Genomic DNA, 16,657 nt, shown 5'->3' with positions numbered 1-16,657 from the left:
GCCGTTCAGTTCGTGCGGATCACGATGGAGCTGCACACCTTGTCGGCGAACGTCTGCTTCTTGGCGTCCCACGCCGGCCACAGCCAGCCCAGGTAGCACGCCAGGCTGTCCAGGAAGTGCGCCAGGCGGCGGACGAACGCCATGCCGACGCCGAGCGGCTGCCCGTCGCTCTCCCGCACCAGGCGGATGCCCAGCGCCTTCTTGCCGACGGTCTGGCCGGTACGGCCCTCCTGGATCAGCTGCCAGATGGCGAGGCCGATGAGGACGAGGGCGCCGACCAGCATCAGCACCGGGGTGTCCTTGCCGATGATGACGAGCGCGTAGGGGACCGCGAACACCAGCATGTCGACCAGGGTGCCCAGGAACCGCTGGCCCCAGTTGGCGTAGGGCGGCTGCCCGCCGTAGCCGGGCTGCTGCGGGTAGCCGTAACCCTGCTGGGGGTAGCCGGGCTGCTGGGGATAGCCGGGCTGCTGCGGGTAACCCGGCTGCTGCGGCTGGCCGTACCCCTGCGGGGGGACGCCCTGCGGCGCCTGCTGGCCGTAACCGGGCTGGCCCTGCTGGGGGTAGCCGTACCCGGGCTGGCCCTGCTGCGGGTTCTGCGGCTGACCGTAGGGGTCGTTGGGCGGGCCGAAACTCATGGTGGATTTCCTCCGTTGCACAAGCGGGGACGAGGCGGAGTGCGCGGAGGAACGTCTTGAAATAAGCGGTTTGCCCCCCAACACCGACCGCATACTGCGGACCCCCATGGTTCTTGGCCGGGCGTGCTCCTGTCCAGCCGCTTTCCGCAGGCTTTGTGCAAGTGCAACCTTCCCGATCATGGCCGGAACCGCCGAGGTGGATGGCCGGAACCGGATTCGCCGCTGCCCGGGTTCATCCGGATTGGAACCAGGGGGCCGTCATCCGGGAGGATGGGTTCCATGACCGCCCAGATTCTCGATGGCAAGGCCACCGCAGCCGCGATCAAGTCCGATCTGACCGCCCGGGTGGCGGCGCTCAGGGAGAAGGGCGTGACGCCCGGACTCGGCACGATCCTCGTCGGTACCGACCCCGGCAGCCAGAAGTACGTCGCCGGCAAGCACCGTGACTGCGCCGAGGTGGGTATCGCCTCCATCCAGCGCGAGCTGCCCGCCACGGCCACGCAGGAGGAGATCGAGGCGGTCGTCCGCGAGCTGAACGACGACCCCGCCTGCACCGGCTACATCGTCCAGCTCCCGCTGCCCAAGGGCATCGACGAGAACCGGATCCTGGAGCTCATGGACCCGGCCAAGGACGCCGACGGACTGCACCCGATGAACCTCGGCCGGCTGGTCCTCAACGAGCCCGCCCCGCTGCCCTGCACCCCCAACGGGGTGCTCACGCTGCTGCGTCGGTACGGCGTCGAGATCAAGGGCGCCGAGGTCGTGGTGGTCGGCCGCGGTGTCACCATCGGCCGCTCGATGCCGCTGCTGCTGACGCGGCGCAGCGAGAACGCGACGGTGACCCAGTGCCACACCGGGACCCGGGATCTCTCGGCGCACCTGAAGCGGGCCGACGTCATCGTCGCCGCCGCCGGTTCCGCCCACCTGATCCGGGCCGAGGACGTCAAGCCGGGCGCGGCCGTCCTGGACGTCGGCGTCTCCCGCAACGCGGAGGGGAAGATCGTGGGCGACGTCCATCCGGACGTCCGTGAGGTGGCCGGCTGGATCTCGCCGAACCCCGGCGGGGTCGGACCGATGACCCGCGCCCAGCTGCTGGTCAACGTGGTGGAGGCGGCTGAGCGCAGTGTCGGCTGACAGCACCTCCGGCAAGACCGGAGACATCGACGAGGGTGTCGACGACGGCATCGGCGACACCGACCGCACGGGCATCGACCGTGTCGATGACGAGGGCCGTGTCGGTGACACCGGCCATGTCGACGACGTCGGCCGTGTCGACACCGGCCGTGGCGACGACGTCGGCGACGCCGACGGCATCGACGGCATCGAGGTGCGGGACCCGGTCAGCGCGCCCGATGTCGACGGGGTGCCACGCCGCACCACTCGCCGCTTCCCGCTGTTCACCCGGGACACGGCGCGCCCCGAGGGCGGCGGCCGGGCCGCGCCCGGTGACGCGCTGGCCGCCCGGCAGTGGCCGATCATCCTCGTCCTGGGCATCGTCGCGCTCGGTCTGCTGGTGACCGCGCTCGACGTGTTCCGCGTCGGCACGATCCTGATCGGCGTCGGACTGCTGGTCGGCGCGGTGCTGCGCTGGCTGCTGCCCGGCGTCGGCATGCTCGCCGTACGCTCCCGGTTCACCGACATCGTGACCTACACCGTGCTGGGCGCGGCGATCGTCCTGCTGGCGCTGATGGTGCAGCCCAACCCCTGGCTCCAGATCCCCTTCCTCAAGGACACCCTGCACTTCACGGTCAGCAGCTGAGCACGGCCGCACACGCCGGTACACAGCGGTGCGCAAGGGCATGCGGCGATACGGCGGCCCGTCCTCATCCCCCGAGGAGGACGGGCCGCCGACGCGTTCCACGTTCCTCCCCCGTGAACTGCCGGTTCAACAGCCGACCGGGTGCTGTGGCACGGAGGTGACCGTTCCGCCACGGTGTGCGCGCCGTGCCACAGCCGTGCCCGCCGCGGGAACCGTCCGGCCGCCTCGCGTCGTCCCCCCAACGGATCGAGGGGAAGGTGGGCGGGATGGGCGCGTGGCAGCCGCTGCCGGACGGGCTGCCGTCGGAGGTACGGCACTTCGTGGAGCAGTTGCGGCAGCTCAAGGACGGTACGGGCCTCAGCCTGGCCGCCCTCGGCGCGCGCACCGCGTACAGCAAGTCCTCCTGGCAGCGCTATCTCAACGCCGTCCAGCCGCCGCCCCGGCAGGCCGTCGCCGCGCTGTGCAGGGTGGCGGGTCTGTTCGGCGCGGAGGCCGAACGGCACGTCGTGCGCTGGGAGCTGGCCGTCGAGGTCTGGCCGCGACCGGCGCCGGCGCACCCGGGCGAGGAGTACCGGGACGATCCGACGATCCCCTGGTGGGACCGGCCGGAGGAGTCCGCCCCGCGGGCCTCGCCCCGGCCCGCCGGACGCCTTCTGCTGTACGCGGTCCTGCTCCTGCTGGCCCTGCTGTGCGTCGCCGTCGGGGGAGCGGTCGCCTTCGGCTGATGTGCGTTCGCCGTGCCGATGCGCGCTCGTCCGTGTCGATACGTTGACAGTTCGGGTATGTGTCCCGAATCGTCTCGGCATCGGGTCTAACGTGACCAATGGGGGACTTGGCGGAGGGAGGGGGTTCGATGCCTCGCTGGAAAGCTCTGCCCGACGAACTCGACCCGCAGGTAAGGGAGTTCGCCGAGCAGTTGCGGCGGGTCGTGGACCGCACGGGACTGAGCGTCGCGGCGGTGGCCGACCGTACGGGCTACAGCAGGACGTCCTGGGAGCGGTACCTCAACGGCCGGCTGCTGGCACCCAAGGGCGCGATCGTCGCGCTGGCCGAGGTCACCGGCACGCCTCCCGTCCATCTGACCACCATGTGGGAGCTGGCCGAGCGGGCCTGGAGCCGCTCGGAGATGCGCCACGACCGGACCATGGAGGCCCTCCGGATCTCCCGGGCACGGGCCGCGCTGGGCGAGTTCGGGCCGCCGCCCGAGGTGCGCGAGGGCGGTGCGGGCCGGATCGAGGTGACGGTGCCCCCGGGCGTCGCCGGCCCGGCGGGCGGATCACCGACGATGCCGCCGTCGGGGGACTCGCGCCCGTCGGGCGGCGGCTCCCCCGGTCCCGGCCCACGGCGGACGACGATGTTCCTCGCCGGGGTCGTGGGGGTGGTGGTGGTCGTCGTGGGCGCGTTCCCCCTGACCGACGGAGGGGACCCGAAGCAGGTGGTGGGCACCCCCGGGTCGTCCTCGCCCGCCCCCGCCGGTCCGAGCACCGCCCTGCCCTCCGGGGTGTCGTGCGGCGGCTCCGGCTGCACGGGCCGGGACGCGGAGGAGACGGGGTGCAGCGGCGACCTCGTGGCGACGGCGAAGACGGCGACCGTCGGGACGACCCTGGTCGAGGTCCGCTACAGCAGGACGTGCGGGGCGGCCTGGGGCCGGATCACCCAGGCCGGGCAGGGCGACGAAGTGCGGCTGACGGTGGGCTCGGTGCTGCAGACCGGCGCCATCACGGTGACCGGTGACACGATCGCGTACACGCCGATGGTGGCGGTGCGGAGCGCGGCGGACGCGACGGCGTGCGCGGTGCTCGCGTCGGGACAGCAGGGGTGCACACCCTGAGGGCGCCCGGGGGACGGCCGGCGGGATACACGCCCTGAGACGGAGGCGGCCGACTGGTGGGCCGAACGGGTGGGAAACGGGTGGGAAGCGGGTGCGGAGCAGGGTCGGTGGGACCCGGGCCGAAAAAAAGCGACGCGCACAGGAATACCCGCCTCCGCGCCGGGAACGCGAACCGGTACCCCCACGGGAGTCCGGCACGACCCGGCACCCCCATCACGGCGGCCGCTCGGTTCCACCTCTCCCGGACCGGCGGTCGCCGTGTTCTGTACCGCGGTGTCCGCAAGCGGGGTCACTCTGTGGGGCGGGCCACACAACCCCGGCCGTCCGTGATCCCGGAGGCGCGATAGCCTGACCGCTGGTCGGATCTCTTGATACCAAGAGATCGATCATTTGTACGTCCCACCCGGGGCAGGGACGCCCCACCGACAGCTGTCATACGGAGAACGCCATGACCCGCACTCCCGTGAACGTCACCGTCACCGGCGCGGCCGGCCAGATCGGTTACGCCCTGCTCTTCCGCATCGCCTCCGGCCAGCTGCTCGGCGCGGACGTGCCGGTCAAGCTGCGCCTGCTGGAGATCACCCCCGCGCTGAAGGCCGCCGAGGGCACCGCGATGGAGCTCGACGACTCCGCGTTCCCGCTGCTCCAGGGCATCGACATCAGCGACGACCCGAACGTCGCCTTCGACGGCGCCAACGTCGCCCTCCTCGTCGGCGCCCGGCCGCGCACCAAGGGCATGGAGCGCGGTGACCTCCTCGAGGCCAACGGCGGCATCTTCAAGCCGCAGGGCAAGGCCATCAACGACCACGCCGCGGACGACATCAAGGTCCTCGTCGTCGGCAACCCGGCCAACACCAACGCGCTGATCGCCCAGGCCGCCGCCCCGGACGTACCGGCCGAGCGCTTCACCGCGATGACCCGCCTCGACCACAACCGCGCGCTGACCCAGCTCGCGAAGAAGACGGGCTCGACGGTCGCCGACATCAAGCGGCTGACGATCTGGGGCAACCACTCCGCCACCCAGTACCCGGACATCTTCCACGCCACGGTCGCCGGAAAGAACGCGGCCGAGGTCGTCAACGACGAGAAGTGGCTGGCCGAGGACTTCATCCCGACCGTCGCCAAGCGCGGCGCCGCCATCATCGAGGCGCGTGGCGCGTCCTCCGCCGCCTCCGCGGCCAACGCGGCCATCGACCACGTGTACACCTGGGTCAACGGCACGGCGGACGGCGACTGGGCCTCCATGGGCATCCCGTCGGACGGCTCGTACGGCGTCCCGGAGGGCCTGATCTCCTCCTTCCCGGTCACCACCAAGGACGGCTCGTACGAGATCGTCCAGGGCCTGGACATCAACGAGTTCTCCCGCGCCCGTATCGACGCGTCGGTTCAGGAGTTGGCGGAGGAGCGCGAGGCGGTCCGCGCGCTCGGCCTCATCTGAGTTCCCGCAACCGGCTTCTGATCCCCGGACGGCTCCGGCCGCCCGGGGATCAGTGCGTTCGGCTCCGCTCGCCGAAGCAGGCCTGGAGCGACGGGTGTGGGGCCGACGGGCCCCGCCGCTGCTCTTCGTCATCCACGACACCGACCTGGTCGGCCTGCACGCCCGCCAGGGGGCTGCCGCCGACGAAGAGCCTCGGCCCGGTCACCCGGTCACCCGGTGGTCAGCGGACGGCCGTTGACGCGGAAAGCCGCTTCTCGAACCAGTGGTCGGCGTAGGGGTGGTCGACGTACGCCGGGATCTCCCGGTACCCGCACGCCCGGTACATCGCCCGCGCCTCGGTGAGGGTGGCGTTCGTGTCCAGGCGCAGCACGTTCAGGCCGCGTGCCGCCGCCGCCCGTTCCAGGTGGTCGAGGAGCCGTCGGGCGAGGCCGAGGCGGCGGGCGTCGGGGTGCACCCAGACGTGCTTGAGCTCGCCGACGCCGGGTTCCCGTGTGCGCAGGCCTCCGCAGCCCACCGCGCGCCCCTCCTCGTACGCCACGAAGAACGCGCCCGTCTCGCCGGAGACCTCCTCCGGGCGGACCAGGTCGGACGTGGTGAAGCCGCCGAAGCGGGGGGCGAGGTCGGCGGCGTACGCGTCCAGGCAGGCGCGGGCGTCCGGGGCGGCGCCGTCGACATGCTCGACGCGGATGCCCGCCAGTCGCAGCAGCCGGCGTGCCGTGGCCATGGCCGCGGTCAGTTCCGCGCGCTGGTCCTCGTCGAGTCCGGTCAGCAGATCCGCCGTGAGCACGTCGGCGCGGCGGTTCTGTTCCTTGAGCTCGACGCGTCCGGCGGGGGTCAGCTCGACCATGCGCAGCCGGTTGTCGTCGGGGTGCACGCTGATCCGGACCATGCCCTGTGCCTCCAGGGCCTTCGCCATCCGGCTCAGATACCCGGCGTCCAGACCGAGCCGGCCGCGCAGCGTGCGCAGGGACACGCCGTCGCCGATCTCGAACAGCAGCCGGGCCTCGCCCAGCGGGCGGTCCTGGCCGAGGAAGTGGTCGTCCAGGGCGCCGATGCGGCGCGTGAAGTAGCGGTTGAAGCGGCGGAAGGCCGCCACCTGCTCCGAGGCCACCGGATCCGTCGGCCGTGTCGGCCGCGTTGACTGCACTGGCTCCATAGTTCTTTGACTTTAGTCAAAGGTTCTGTCCGCGTCCATCCTCTTCACTCATGACCGCGCGTATGTTTTGTCAGGTTATGTCCCTAACTTCAGTGATGCGGCGCACTTTCGGCCATGGATTGCGCATGCAATGGAAGGCGGGGGGCATGCGGACGCCGTCGCCGAGACCGAGCCAGGGGTGACGCAGGGGGACTGACCAGGAACGGAAGGCAACACCGATCATGGCCGACAGGACGGAACACCCGGAACAGCGAGACCATCGGACGATCCATGCGGGTGGAGAGTGGCTGGAAGCCGTCTCCGGTGCGACCCGCGAGATTCTCGACCCCGCGGACGGCCGCCCCTTCGCCGTGGTCGCGGAGGGAGACGAGAAGGACACCGACCTGGCGGTCGCGGCCGCCCGCACCGCCTTCGACGAGGGCGACTGGCCGCACACCCCCGTCGTCGAACGCGCCGCCGTGCTGCACCGCGTCGCCGACCTCCTCGTGCGCGACCGCGAGCGCCTCGGCCTGCTGGAGAGCCGGGACGCGGGCAAGACGCTCGAAGAGGGCCGCGTCGACATCGACTGCGTCGCCGACGCCTTCCGCTACTTCGCCGGACTCGTCGCCACGGAGGCCCCGGGCCGGGTCGTGGACGCGGGCTCGCCCGACATCCACAGCGTCGTCGTCCATGAGCCGGTCGGCGTGTGCGCGTTGATCACCCCCTGGAACTATCCGCTGCTGCAGGCGAGTTGGAAGATCGCACCGGCCCTGGCGGCGGGCAACACCTTCGTCGTCAAGCCGAGCGAGATCACCCCGCTGACGACCGTCGCGCTCATCGACCTGCTGATCGAGGCCGGGCTGCCCGCCGGAGTCGCGGGCATCGTCACCGGGCCCGGGCACACGGTCGGCGCCCGGCTCGCCGAGCACCCCGACGTCGACCTCGTCTCCTTCACGGGCGGCCTGGTCAGCGGCACGAAGGTCGCGCAGGCGGCCGCCCCGACCGTCAAGAAGGTCGCCCTCGAACTCGGCGGCAAGAACCCCAACGTGGTGTTCGCCGACGCCTGCGCCACCGACGAGGCCTTCGACACCGCCGTCGACCAGGCCCTCAACGCCGCCTTCATCCACAGCGGCCAGGTCTGCTCGGCGGGCTCCCGGCTCATCGTCGAGGAGTCGGTCCGGGACCGTTTCGTCGCCGAACTCGCCCGCAGGGCCGAGAAGATACGGCTGGGGCGGGGCACGGAGGACGGTGTCGAGTGCGGTCCGCTCGTCTCCGAGCAGCAGCGCGCCAAGACCGAGGCGTACGTCGCCTCCGCGCTCGCCGAGGGCGCGGTGCTGCGGGCCGGCGGCCGGCGCCCGCAACCGGCCCCGCAGCGACCGGAGTCCGGCTACTTCTACGAGCCCACGGTCCTCGACCGCTGTCACCGCGAGATGAAGGTCGTGCGGGAAGAGGTCTTCGGTCCGGTCCTCACCGTCGAGACCTTCCGGACCGAGGACGAGGCCGTGGCCCTCGCCAACGACACCGAGTACGGCCTCGCGGGCGCCGTCTGGACCGCCGACGCGGGCCGGGCCCGCCGGGTCGCGGGCCGGCTGCGACACGGCACCGTCTGGATCAACGACTTCCACCCGTACCTGCCGCAGGCGGAGTGGGGCGGCTTCGGAAAGAGCGGTGTGGGCCGCGAACTCGGCCCCGCCGGACTCGCCGAGTACCGCGAGTCCAAGCACGTCTACCAGAACCTCGCGCCGCGCCCCGTCCGGTGGTTCGCCGGCTGACGCCCTTCGCCCCGGGACCAGCCCGCTCCCCAGGGCCCGCCCGCCCCCGGGAGGCTCGTCCGGCTGCTGCTGTCTCCGCCGTCGCCCAAGGCCCGCCGGTCCCGCAAGGCCCGCCGGTCCCGCAAGGCCCGCCGGTCCCGCAAGGCCCGCCGGTCCCGCAAGGCCCGCCGGTCCCGCAAGGCCCGCCCGGCCCCCAAGCCTTCGCCCGCCCCTGGAGTACCCCCCATGCCAGAGAGCACTCACGTCTACGACTATGTCGTCATCGGAGGCGGAACCGCCGGTTCCGTCATAGCCTCCCGGCTGACCGAGAACCCCGACACCACCGTCGCCGTCATCGAGGGCGGCCCCAGCGACGTCGGCCGCGACGACGTCCTCACCCTGCGCCGCTGGATGGGCCTGCTCGGCGGCGAGCTCGACTACGACTACCCGACCACGGAGCAGCCGCGCGGCAACTCCCACATCCGGCACAGCCGCGCCCGCGTCCTCGGCGGATGCTCCTCCCACAACACGCTCATCGCCTTCAAGCCGCTGCCCTCCGACTTCGACGAGTGGGAGGCGGCCGGCGCGCGGGGCTGGGGGGCGGTCCCGATGGAGGCCTACTACGCGCGCCTGCTGAACAACATCGTCCCGGTCGACGAGAAGGACCGGAACGCCATCGCCCGCGACTTCGTCGACGCCGCGCGGCAGGCGACCGGAGTGCCCCGGATCGAGGGCTTCAACCAGAAGCCCTTCGACGACGGTGTCGGCTTCTTCGACCTCGCCTACCACCCGGAGACCAACAAGCGGTCGAGCGCGTCGGTCGCCTACCTGCACCCGGTGATGGACGAGCGGCCCAACCTGACGATCCTGCTGGAAAGCTGGGCGTACCGGCTGGAACTCGACGGCGCCCGGGCGCGGGGCGTGCACGTCCGTCGTGCCGACGGCGAGGAGATCCTGGTCCGGGCCCGCCACGAGGTCGTGCTGTGCGCGGGCGCCGTCGACTCGCCCCGCCTCCTCCTGCACTCCGGCATCGGCCCGAAGGCCGACCTGGACGCGCTCGGCATACCCGTCGTCCACGACCTGCCCGGCGTCGGCGAGAACCTCCTCGACCACCCCGAGTCGGTGATCGTGTGGGAGACGAACGGACCGATCCCGGAGAACTCCGCGATGGACTCCGACGCCGGCCTGTTCGTGCGCCGCGACCCCGGACACCCGGGCCCCGACCTGATGTTCCACTTCTACCAGGTCCCCTTCACGGACAACCCGGAGCGACTGGGCTACGAACGCCCCCCGTACGGCGTCTCGATGACCCCCAACATCCCCAAGCCGAGGTCACGCGGGCGGCTCTACCTGGAGAGCGCGGACCCGTCCGTGAAGCCCGCCCTGGACTTCCGCTACTTCACCGACGAGGACGACCACGACGCCCGCACCCTCGTCGACGGGATCAGGATCGCCCGCGAGATCGCGAAGACCGAGCCGCTGGCGGGCTGGCTCGCGCGTGAGGTGGCCCCCGGCCCCGACATCACCGGTGACGAGGAACTGAGCGAGTACGCCCGCAGGGTCGCGCACACCGTGTACCACCCGGCGGGTACCTGCCGCATGGGCGCCGCCGACGACGAACTCGCCGTCGTGGATCCCCAGTTGAAAGTGCGTGGCCTCGAAGGCCTGCGCATCGCCGACGCATCCGTCTTCCCGACCATGACCGCCGTGAACCCGATGATCGGAGTGCTCATGGTCGGGGAGAAAGCCGCAGACCTGATCGGAGGTGGTGCGCGATGACCATCACGCCCGCCACTCGCAAACCGCCCACCGCCGACACCGGCGCCGACTCCCCCGTCTTCTCGGTGGACGGCCTCTGGAAGGTCTTCGGACCCAAGCCCGAGCGCGTCCCGGAAGACCCCGAACTCACCGCCCTCGATCCCGCCGAGCTGCGCTCCCGCACCGGCTGCACGGCCGCCGTCCGGGACGTCTCCTTCGACGTGCGCAAGGGCGAGGTCTTCGTGGTGATGGGCCTGTCCGGGTCCGGCAAGTCCACCCTGGTGCGCTGTCTGACCCGGCTGATCGAGCCGACGGCCGGCACGATCGTCGTCGACGGCGAGGACGTCCGCGCGATGGACCGCACCCGGCTGCGCGAACTGCGCCGGCACCGGGCCGCGATGGTCTTCCAGCACTTCGGCCTCCTCCCGCACCGCACGGTCCTCGACAACGTGGCCTACGGCCTGGAGATCCAGGGCATGGGCCGATCCGAGCGGCGCACACGCGCCAAGGAGGTCGTGGACAAGGTCGGCCTGGACGGCATGGAACAGCGCAGGCCCGGCCAGCTCTCCGGAGGGCAGCGGCAACGCGTGGGCCTGGCACGCGCGTTGGCCGTCGACCCGGAGGTCCTCCTCTTCGACGAGCCGTTCAGCGCCCTCGACCCGCTCATCCGGCGTGACATGCAGGAGGAGGTCGTCCGGCTGCACCGGGAGGAGGGCCGGACGATGGTCTTCATCACGCACGACCTCAGCGAGGCGCTGAAGCTGGGCGACCGCATCGCCCTGATGCGCGACGGGCGGGTGGTGCAGCTGGGCACCCCCGAGGAGATCGTGGGTTCCCCGGCCGACGACTACGTCCGCGAGTTCGTCCGCGACGTACCGCGCGAGCAGGTCATGACGGTCCGTACGGCCATGCGTCCCGCCTCCCCGGAGGAGGCCGGCGGCGGCCCGGCCGTGTCCCCGGACGCCACGGTGTCCCAGGCGATCGAGGCGGTGGCCCGGGCCGGCGTCCCGGCGCGGGTCATGGACGCGGGCCGGTGCCTGGGCGTCGTCGACCACGAGCGACTGCTCGGCGTCGTGGCCGGAACGGAGCCCGCACCCCTCTCGGCCGATCGGGGGCCCGGATCCGTCGCGGTCGGAACGGAGCCCCGTAAGGAGGCGGTCTGATGGCCACGCTGACCACACCCGCCCCCCGGGTCGCCCTCCCGGGCGTCCTCAAACACCGAGCCGTCCGCAAGCTCCTGCTGCTCGCCCTCGCGGCCGCGGTCCTCGTCCCGCTGGCCACCTCCCAGTGGCCCAGCGGCACCTGGCCGCACGCGCTCACCGTCGACCTGACCAAACCGCTCACCGGCGCCAGCGACTGGATCATCGACAACCGCGACAGCCACCCCCTGTTCGTCTACTTCTTCGGCTATCTCAGCAACGGCGTCGTCCTCTCGGTGCGCGCCGTGTATCTGGTGCTGCTCGGCGCGGGCTGGGCCGGGGTCACCGCGACGGCGGCGCTGGTCGCCTGGCGGGTGGCCGGCGTGCGGCTCGCGCTCGGCACGGCGGCCGCGTTCCTGGCCTGCGGCCTGCTCGGCATGTGGGTGCCGACGATGCAGACGCTCGCCCTGATGGTCGTGGCCGTCCTGGTTTCGGTCGTCGTGGGCGCGCTGCTCGGCCTGGCCGGCGGTCTCTCCGAGCGGCTGGACCGCGCCCTGCGCCCGGTCCTCGACACGATGCAGGTGCTGCCGGCCTTCGCGTATCTGCTCCCGGTCGTGCTGGTCTTCGGCATCGGCGTCCCGGCGGCCGTCCTGGCCACCGTCGTCTACGCCGCCCCGCCCATGGCCCGGCTCACCGCGCTCGGACTGCGCGGCGCCGACAAGGAGGTCCTGGAGGCGGTGGAGTCGCTGGGCGCGACCGCGCGGCAGCGCCTGCTGACCGCCCGGATCCCGCTGGCCCGCAAGGAACTGCTCCTCGGCCTCAACCAGACGATCATGATGGCGCTGTCGATGGCGGTCATCGCGTCGGTGATCGGCGCGGGCGGCCTCGGCGACCGCGTCTACCAGGCGCTGGCCTCGGTCGACGTGGGCGCGGCCCTCGCCGCCGGCATCCCGATCGTGCTGCTCGCGGTCGTCCTGGACCGCGTCACGGCCGCCGCCGGAGACGCCGGTGACGGCGAACCCGGCGGCCACCGGGCCGCCTGGGCCTGGACGGCCGTCGCCGCCGTCGCCGTGGCTCTCGCCGGGCGCGCGGCGGGCCGTCTCGACTGGCCCGACAGCTGGACGGTGGCCATCGCCTCCCCGGTCAACGACGCCGTCGACTGGATGACCGACCACCTCTACTCCGGGGTGCCCGTGATCGGCGGCACCGCCGACTGGGCGGGCCACTTCACCACCTGGGTCCTCGACCCCGTCCGGGCCGGACTCCAGGGCCTGCCCTGGTGGGCGGTGCTGCTGCTGGTCGCCGCGATCGCCTGGCCGATCGGCACCTGGCGCACCGCGCTGACCGCCGTCCTCGCACTGGCCGCCACCGGCGTGCTCGGTGTGTGGGAACCGTCCCTGGACACCCTCTCCCAGGTGCTGGCCGCCGTCGCCGTCACCCTCGTCCTGGGCTTCGCGACCGGCATCGCGGCCGCCCGCAGCGACCGCGTCGAACGGCTGCTGCGCCCCGTCCTGGACGTGTTCCAGACGATGCCGCAGTTCGTGTACCTGATCCCGGTCGTCGCCCTGTTCGGCGTCGGCCGCGCCCCCGCCGTCGCCGCGGCGGTCGTCTACGCGCTGCCCGCCGTCGTCCGCATCACCACACAGGGCCTGCGTCAGGTCGACCCGGCGGCCATGGAGTCCGCCCGGTCGCTCGGCGCGACCGGCGCACAGCAACTGCGCCAGGTCCAGCTCCCGCTGGCGCGGCCCGCGTTGCTGCTCGCCGTGAACCAGGGCGTGGTCCTCGTCCTCGCCGTCGTCATCATCGGCGGTCTGGTCGGCGGAGGCGCGCTCGGCTACGACGCCGTCTTCGGGCTCGCCCAGGGCGACCTCGCGACCGGTCTGGTGGCCGGCGCCGCGATCGTCTGCCTCGGCCTGATGCTCGACCGGGTGACCCAGCCGGCCGACCGCCGTGTCAAGAAGGGAGAGTGACATGCGACTTCGACAGCTACGGCTTCGTGGACTTGGCCTTCGTGGCCTCCGGCCTCGTACGACGGCCGTGACGGCCGTGACCGCGGGCGCGTCGGCGCTCCTGCTGCTGACCGGCTGCGGCGCCGCCGACATGACCAAGCAGGCGTCGCCCTTCGCCAACGCGCAGGGCGCCAGGACCGTGACCCTCTCGGTCCAGTCCTGGGTGGGCGCGCAGGCCAACGTGGCCGTCGCCCAGTACCTGCTGGAGCACAAGCTCGGCTACCGCGTCGACACCGTGCAGGTCGACGAGGTGCCCGCCTGGGACGCGCTCAGCCAGGGCCGGGTCGACGCGATCCTGGAGGACTGGGGCCACCCCGACCAGGAACAGCGCTACGTCGACGACAAGAAGACGATCGCGCGCGGCGGCGACCTCGGCGTCACCGGACACATCGGCTGGTACGTCCCGACGTACTTCGCCAAGCAGCACCCGGACGTCACGAACTGGAAGAACCTGAACAGGTACGCGTCCCGATTCCGCACCGCCGAGAGCGGCGGCAAGGGCCAGCTCATGGACGGCTCCCCGTCCTACGTCACCAACGACAAGGCCCTGGTGAAGAACCTGAAGCTGGACTACCAGGTCGTCTTCGCCGGCTCCGAGGCCGCCCAGATCACGCAGATGAGGCAGTTCGCCAAGGAGAAGAAGCCGTTCCTCACCTACTGGTACGCCCCGCAGTGGCTGTTCAAGAAGGTCCCGATGACCGAGGTGAAGCTGCCCGCCTACAAGGAGGGCTGCGACGCCGACCCGGACAAGGTGGCCTGCGCGTACCCGCACACCCCGTTGCAGAAGTACCTCAACGCGGACTTCGCGAAGGACGGCGGGAAGGCGGCCGCCTTCCTGAAGAAGTTCAAGTGGACCACCGAGGACCAGAACGAGGTGGCCCTGATGATCGCCGACCAGAAGCTCACTCCGGACGAGGCGGCGAAGAAGTGGGTGGACAGCCACGCGTCGACGTGGAAGGCGTGGCTGTCCTGAGGCGCCCCCACGCCGGCGTGAGCCACCACGCCGGCGTGAGCCACCACGTCGGCGTGAGCCCGCCCATACCCGCGTGAGCCCGCCCACACCGGCGCGGGCCGGGCGCTGGGGCCGGTGGCCGACGAGGCCGACGCCACCTTCGCCACCCGCCCACACCGGGGCGGGCCCGCGCGGGCGAGCCCACACCCGCGCGGACCCGCCTGCACCCGAGCCGCGGTGATCACGCGTGCTGACCCGGTCGGTAGTGCCCCGGGACCAGCCGGCAGGTCACGCCGAACCGGTTCCACGCGTTGATCACGGTGATGGTGGCGATCAGCTGCGCCAGCTCGGCCTCCTCGAAGAGCTTCGCGGCCCGCTCGTACACCTCGTCGGGCACGAACCCGTCCGTGAGGACGGTCACCGCCTCCGTCAGCGCGAGCGCCGCGAGCTCCTTCCCGGTGTAGAAGTGCTCCGACTCGTCCCACGCGCTGAGCTGGACGATCCGCTCGACGCTCTCGCCCGCCGCGAGCGCGTCCTTGCTGTGCATGTCGACGCAGAGCGCGCAGCGGTTGATCTGCGAGGCGCGGATCTTCACCAGCTCGACCAGCTTCGGGTCGAGGCCCTTACGGGCGGCGGCGTCGAGCCGGCGCATCGCCGAGAACACCTCGGGGGCGTGCGCGGACCAGTTCAGCCGGGGGGCGTGCTCGGGGGCGTAGTGAACCTGTTCGCCGGTGGTCGTGGGGTGTGCCTGCGTCGTCATGCCCTCGACCCTAGGAGCCGGGCAGCCCAGGAGTATGGTCCATTTCCATGGCGAGATCATGGGCCACTTTCGGCGTCGACCTGCATCTGGAACCGACCGGACCGCAGCTGCGCCGAGGTCTGACCGACGCCCTGCGCGAGGCCGTCCGCAGCGGCCGTCTGCCCTCCGGCACGAGGGTCCCCTCCTCGCGTTCCCTCGCCGTCGACCTGGGCATCGCCCGCAACACGGTCGCCGACGCCTACGCCGACCTCGTCGCCGAGGGCTGGCTCACCGCCCGCCAGGGCTCGGGCACCAGGGTGGCCGAGGGCCGGGTCGCCCCGCCGTCGGGCGCGGGCCCCCGCCGCCCGGCACGCCGCAGGCCCGCCTACGACCTGCGCCCCGGCACCCCCGACCTCGCGTCCTTCCCGCGCGCCGAGTGGCTCAGGGCGGCCCGCCGCGCCCTCACGGACGCCTCCTCCGACGCCCTCGGCTACGGCGATCCCCGCGGCCGCGTCGAACTGCGCACCGCCCTCGCCGGTTACCTCTCCCGCGCCCGCGGGGTGCGAGCCGACCCCGAACGCCTCGTGATCTGCGGCGGGTTCGCGCACGGCCTGAAGCTCCTCACCACGGTCCTGCGGGCACGCGGGACGCGCACGATCGCCGTCGAGTCGTACGGTCTGGACGAGCACTGGAGACTCCTGGCGGCGGCGGGCCTGCGTACGGTCCCGCTGCCGTTCGACGCACTGGGCACCGATCCGGGGGAGTGGAAGGGCCCCGGTGCGGTGCTGCTCGCGCCCGCCCACCAGTTCCCGATGGGGGCGCCCCTGCACCCCGACCGCCGGGCGGCCGTCGTGAACCGGGCGCGGCACACCGGCGGCCTCGTCCTGGAGGACGACTACGACGGCGAGTTCCGCTACGACCGCCAGCCCGTCGGCGCTCTCCAGGGCCTGGACCCGGACCACGTGGTGTACCTGGGCACGGCCAGCAAGTCCCTGGCCCCCGGCCTGCGGCTGGGCTGGATGGTGCTGCCGCCGGGCGTGGCGGAGGAGGTGACGGCGGCCAAGGGCGGGGTGGACACGTCCGGAGTCCTGGACCAGCTGACGCTGGCGGAGTTCATCACGTCGGGCGCTTACGACCGCCATGTCCGGGCCGCCCGTCTGCGCTACCGCCGGCGCCGTGACGCGCTGGTCGCGGCCCTCGCCCCCCGCGCTCCCGCGATCCGCGTCACCGGCATCGCGGCGGGCCTGCACGCCGTCCTGCGGCTCCCGCCCGGCACGGAGGAGGCGGTGGTCCGGGCGGCGGCCGGGCAGGGCCTGGCGGTCGACGGCCTCGTGCCCCGCTACCGTCACCCCGACGCGGTCACCGAGCCGCTCGACGCCCTGGTCGTCGGGTACGGAACCCCGCCGGACCACGCCTGGTCCGGCGCGCTGGACGCGTTGTCCCGGGCACTGCCATTCGGTGAGAACGGATCCGGAATTCCTTTTCCCGGACCGGATCTCGGATAGAGT

14 protein-coding genes are annotated in these 16,657 nt (G+C 72.3%); 11 read left to right on the top strand and 3 right to left on the bottom strand.

What is annotated here, in order from left to right; all coding sequences use genetic code 11:
* Positions 1 to 5: 5 nt before the first annotated feature.
* Entirely contained in the window at positions 6 to 638 is a 633-nt protein-coding gene (locus tag ACIPFH_RS10875; RefSeq protein ID WP_359127832.1) for an RDD family protein, read from the bottom strand.
* Between the two features lie 279 nt (positions 639 to 917).
* Here ACIPFH_RS10875 and ACIPFH_RS10870 point away from each other — a divergent pair, with 279 nt between their 5' ends.
* The 5 genes from ACIPFH_RS10870 to ACIPFH_RS10850 all read left to right on the top strand — a co-directional run bounded on the left by ACIPFH_RS10870 (position 918) and on the right by ACIPFH_RS10850 (position 5,666).
* Positions 918 to 1,772, top strand: a complete 855-nt coding sequence (locus ACIPFH_RS10870; protein WP_401824950.1) for a bifunctional methylenetetrahydrofolate dehydrogenase/methenyltetrahydrofolate cyclohydrolase — start codon at positions 918 to 920, stop codon at positions 1,770 to 1,772.
* 178 nt (positions 1,773 to 1,950) lie between these two features.
* Positions 1,951 to 2,397: a DUF3017 domain-containing protein gene (locus ACIPFH_RS10865; RefSeq protein WP_401825154.1), complete on the top strand. Its 447-nt coding sequence runs from the start codon at positions 1,951 to 1,953 to the stop codon at positions 2,395 to 2,397.
* Positions 2,398 to 2,663: 266 nt separating this feature from the next.
* Positions 2,664 to 3,122 carry a helix-turn-helix domain-containing protein gene (locus tag ACIPFH_RS10860; RefSeq protein WP_401824948.1) on the top strand — a complete coding sequence of 153 codons (459 nt, stop codon included), beginning with the start codon at positions 2,664 to 2,666 and terminating at the stop codon, positions 3,120 to 3,122.
* A gap of 128 nt (positions 3,123 to 3,250) precedes the next feature.
* Complete coding sequence (locus tag ACIPFH_RS10855; RefSeq protein WP_401824946.1) at positions 3,251 to 4,228, top strand: helix-turn-helix domain-containing protein; 978 nt, start codon at positions 3,251 to 3,253, stop codon at positions 4,226 to 4,228.
* 448 nt (positions 4,229 to 4,676) lie between these two features.
* Positions 4,677 to 5,666, top strand: coding sequence for a malate dehydrogenase (locus tag ACIPFH_RS10850; RefSeq protein ID WP_401824945.1), 990 nt, complete (start codon positions 4,677 to 4,679; stop codon positions 5,664 to 5,666).
* Between the two features lie 220 nt (positions 5,667 to 5,886).
* On the opposite strand, the gene ACIPFH_RS10845 is transcribed toward ACIPFH_RS10850, so the two are convergent.
* Positions 5,887 to 6,822 carry a GNAT family N-acetyltransferase gene (locus ACIPFH_RS10845; RefSeq protein WP_401824943.1) on the bottom strand — a complete coding sequence of 312 codons (936 nt, stop codon included), beginning with the start codon at positions 6,820 to 6,822 and terminating at the stop codon, positions 5,887 to 5,889.
* A gap of 221 nt (positions 6,823 to 7,043) precedes the next feature.
* Here ACIPFH_RS10845 and ACIPFH_RS10840 point away from each other — a divergent pair, with 221 nt between their 5' ends.
* The 5 genes from ACIPFH_RS10840 (at position 7,044) to ACIPFH_RS10820 (ending at position 14,431) form a co-directional block, all read left to right on the top strand.
* On the top strand, positions 7,044 to 8,573 hold the full coding sequence (locus tag ACIPFH_RS10840) for an aldehyde dehydrogenase family protein (protein ID WP_401824942.1): 1,530 nt from the start codon (positions 7,044 to 7,046) through the stop codon (positions 8,571 to 8,573).
* 225 nt (positions 8,574 to 8,798) lie between these two features.
* A complete protein-coding gene (locus ACIPFH_RS10835) occupies positions 8,799 to 10,331 on the top strand; it encodes a GMC family oxidoreductase (protein ID WP_401824940.1) in 1,533 nt (510 codons plus the stop codon).
* Positions 10,328 to 11,473 (top strand): glycine betaine/L-proline ABC transporter ATP-binding protein, encoded by a 1,146-nt coding sequence (locus ACIPFH_RS10830; RefSeq protein ID WP_401824938.1) that lies wholly within the window; start codon positions 10,328 to 10,330, stop codon positions 11,471 to 11,473. Before ACIPFH_RS10835 ends, ACIPFH_RS10830 begins: the two co-directional genes overlap by 4 nt.
* On the top strand, positions 11,473 to 13,419 hold the full coding sequence (locus ACIPFH_RS10825) for an ABC transporter permease (protein WP_401824936.1): 1,947 nt from the start codon (positions 11,473 to 11,475) through the stop codon (positions 13,417 to 13,419). The genes ACIPFH_RS10830 and ACIPFH_RS10825 overlap by 1 nt, the downstream gene beginning before the upstream one ends.
* 1 nt (position 13,420) lies before the next feature.
* Positions 13,421 to 14,431: an ABC transporter substrate-binding protein gene (locus ACIPFH_RS10820; protein ID WP_401824935.1), complete on the top strand. Its 1,011-nt coding sequence runs from the start codon at positions 13,421 to 13,423 to the stop codon at positions 14,429 to 14,431.
* A 220-nt stretch (positions 14,432 to 14,651) separates the two neighbouring features.
* Here ACIPFH_RS10820 and ACIPFH_RS10815 read toward each other — a convergent pair whose 3' ends face one another.
* Positions 14,652 to 15,170 (bottom strand): carboxymuconolactone decarboxylase family protein, encoded by a 519-nt coding sequence (locus ACIPFH_RS10815; RefSeq protein ID WP_356252156.1) that lies wholly within the window; start codon positions 15,168 to 15,170, stop codon positions 14,652 to 14,654.
* A 47-nt stretch (positions 15,171 to 15,217) separates the two neighbouring features.
* Here ACIPFH_RS10815 and ACIPFH_RS10810 point away from each other — a divergent pair, with 47 nt between their 5' ends.
* Positions 15,218 to 16,654, top strand: coding sequence for a PLP-dependent aminotransferase family protein (locus tag ACIPFH_RS10810; RefSeq protein ID WP_401824934.1), 1,437 nt, complete (start codon positions 15,218 to 15,220; stop codon positions 16,652 to 16,654).
* Positions 16,655 to 16,657: the final 3 nt, after the last annotated feature.

This window comes from Streptomyces sp. NPDC088157, assembly GCF_044741545.1.
GTDB lineage: Bacteria > Actinomycetota > Actinomycetes > Streptomycetales > Streptomycetaceae > Streptomyces.
The sequence above is the reverse complement of the archived record's forward strand: the minus strand, read 5'-3'. Positions and strand labels throughout refer to the sequence as shown.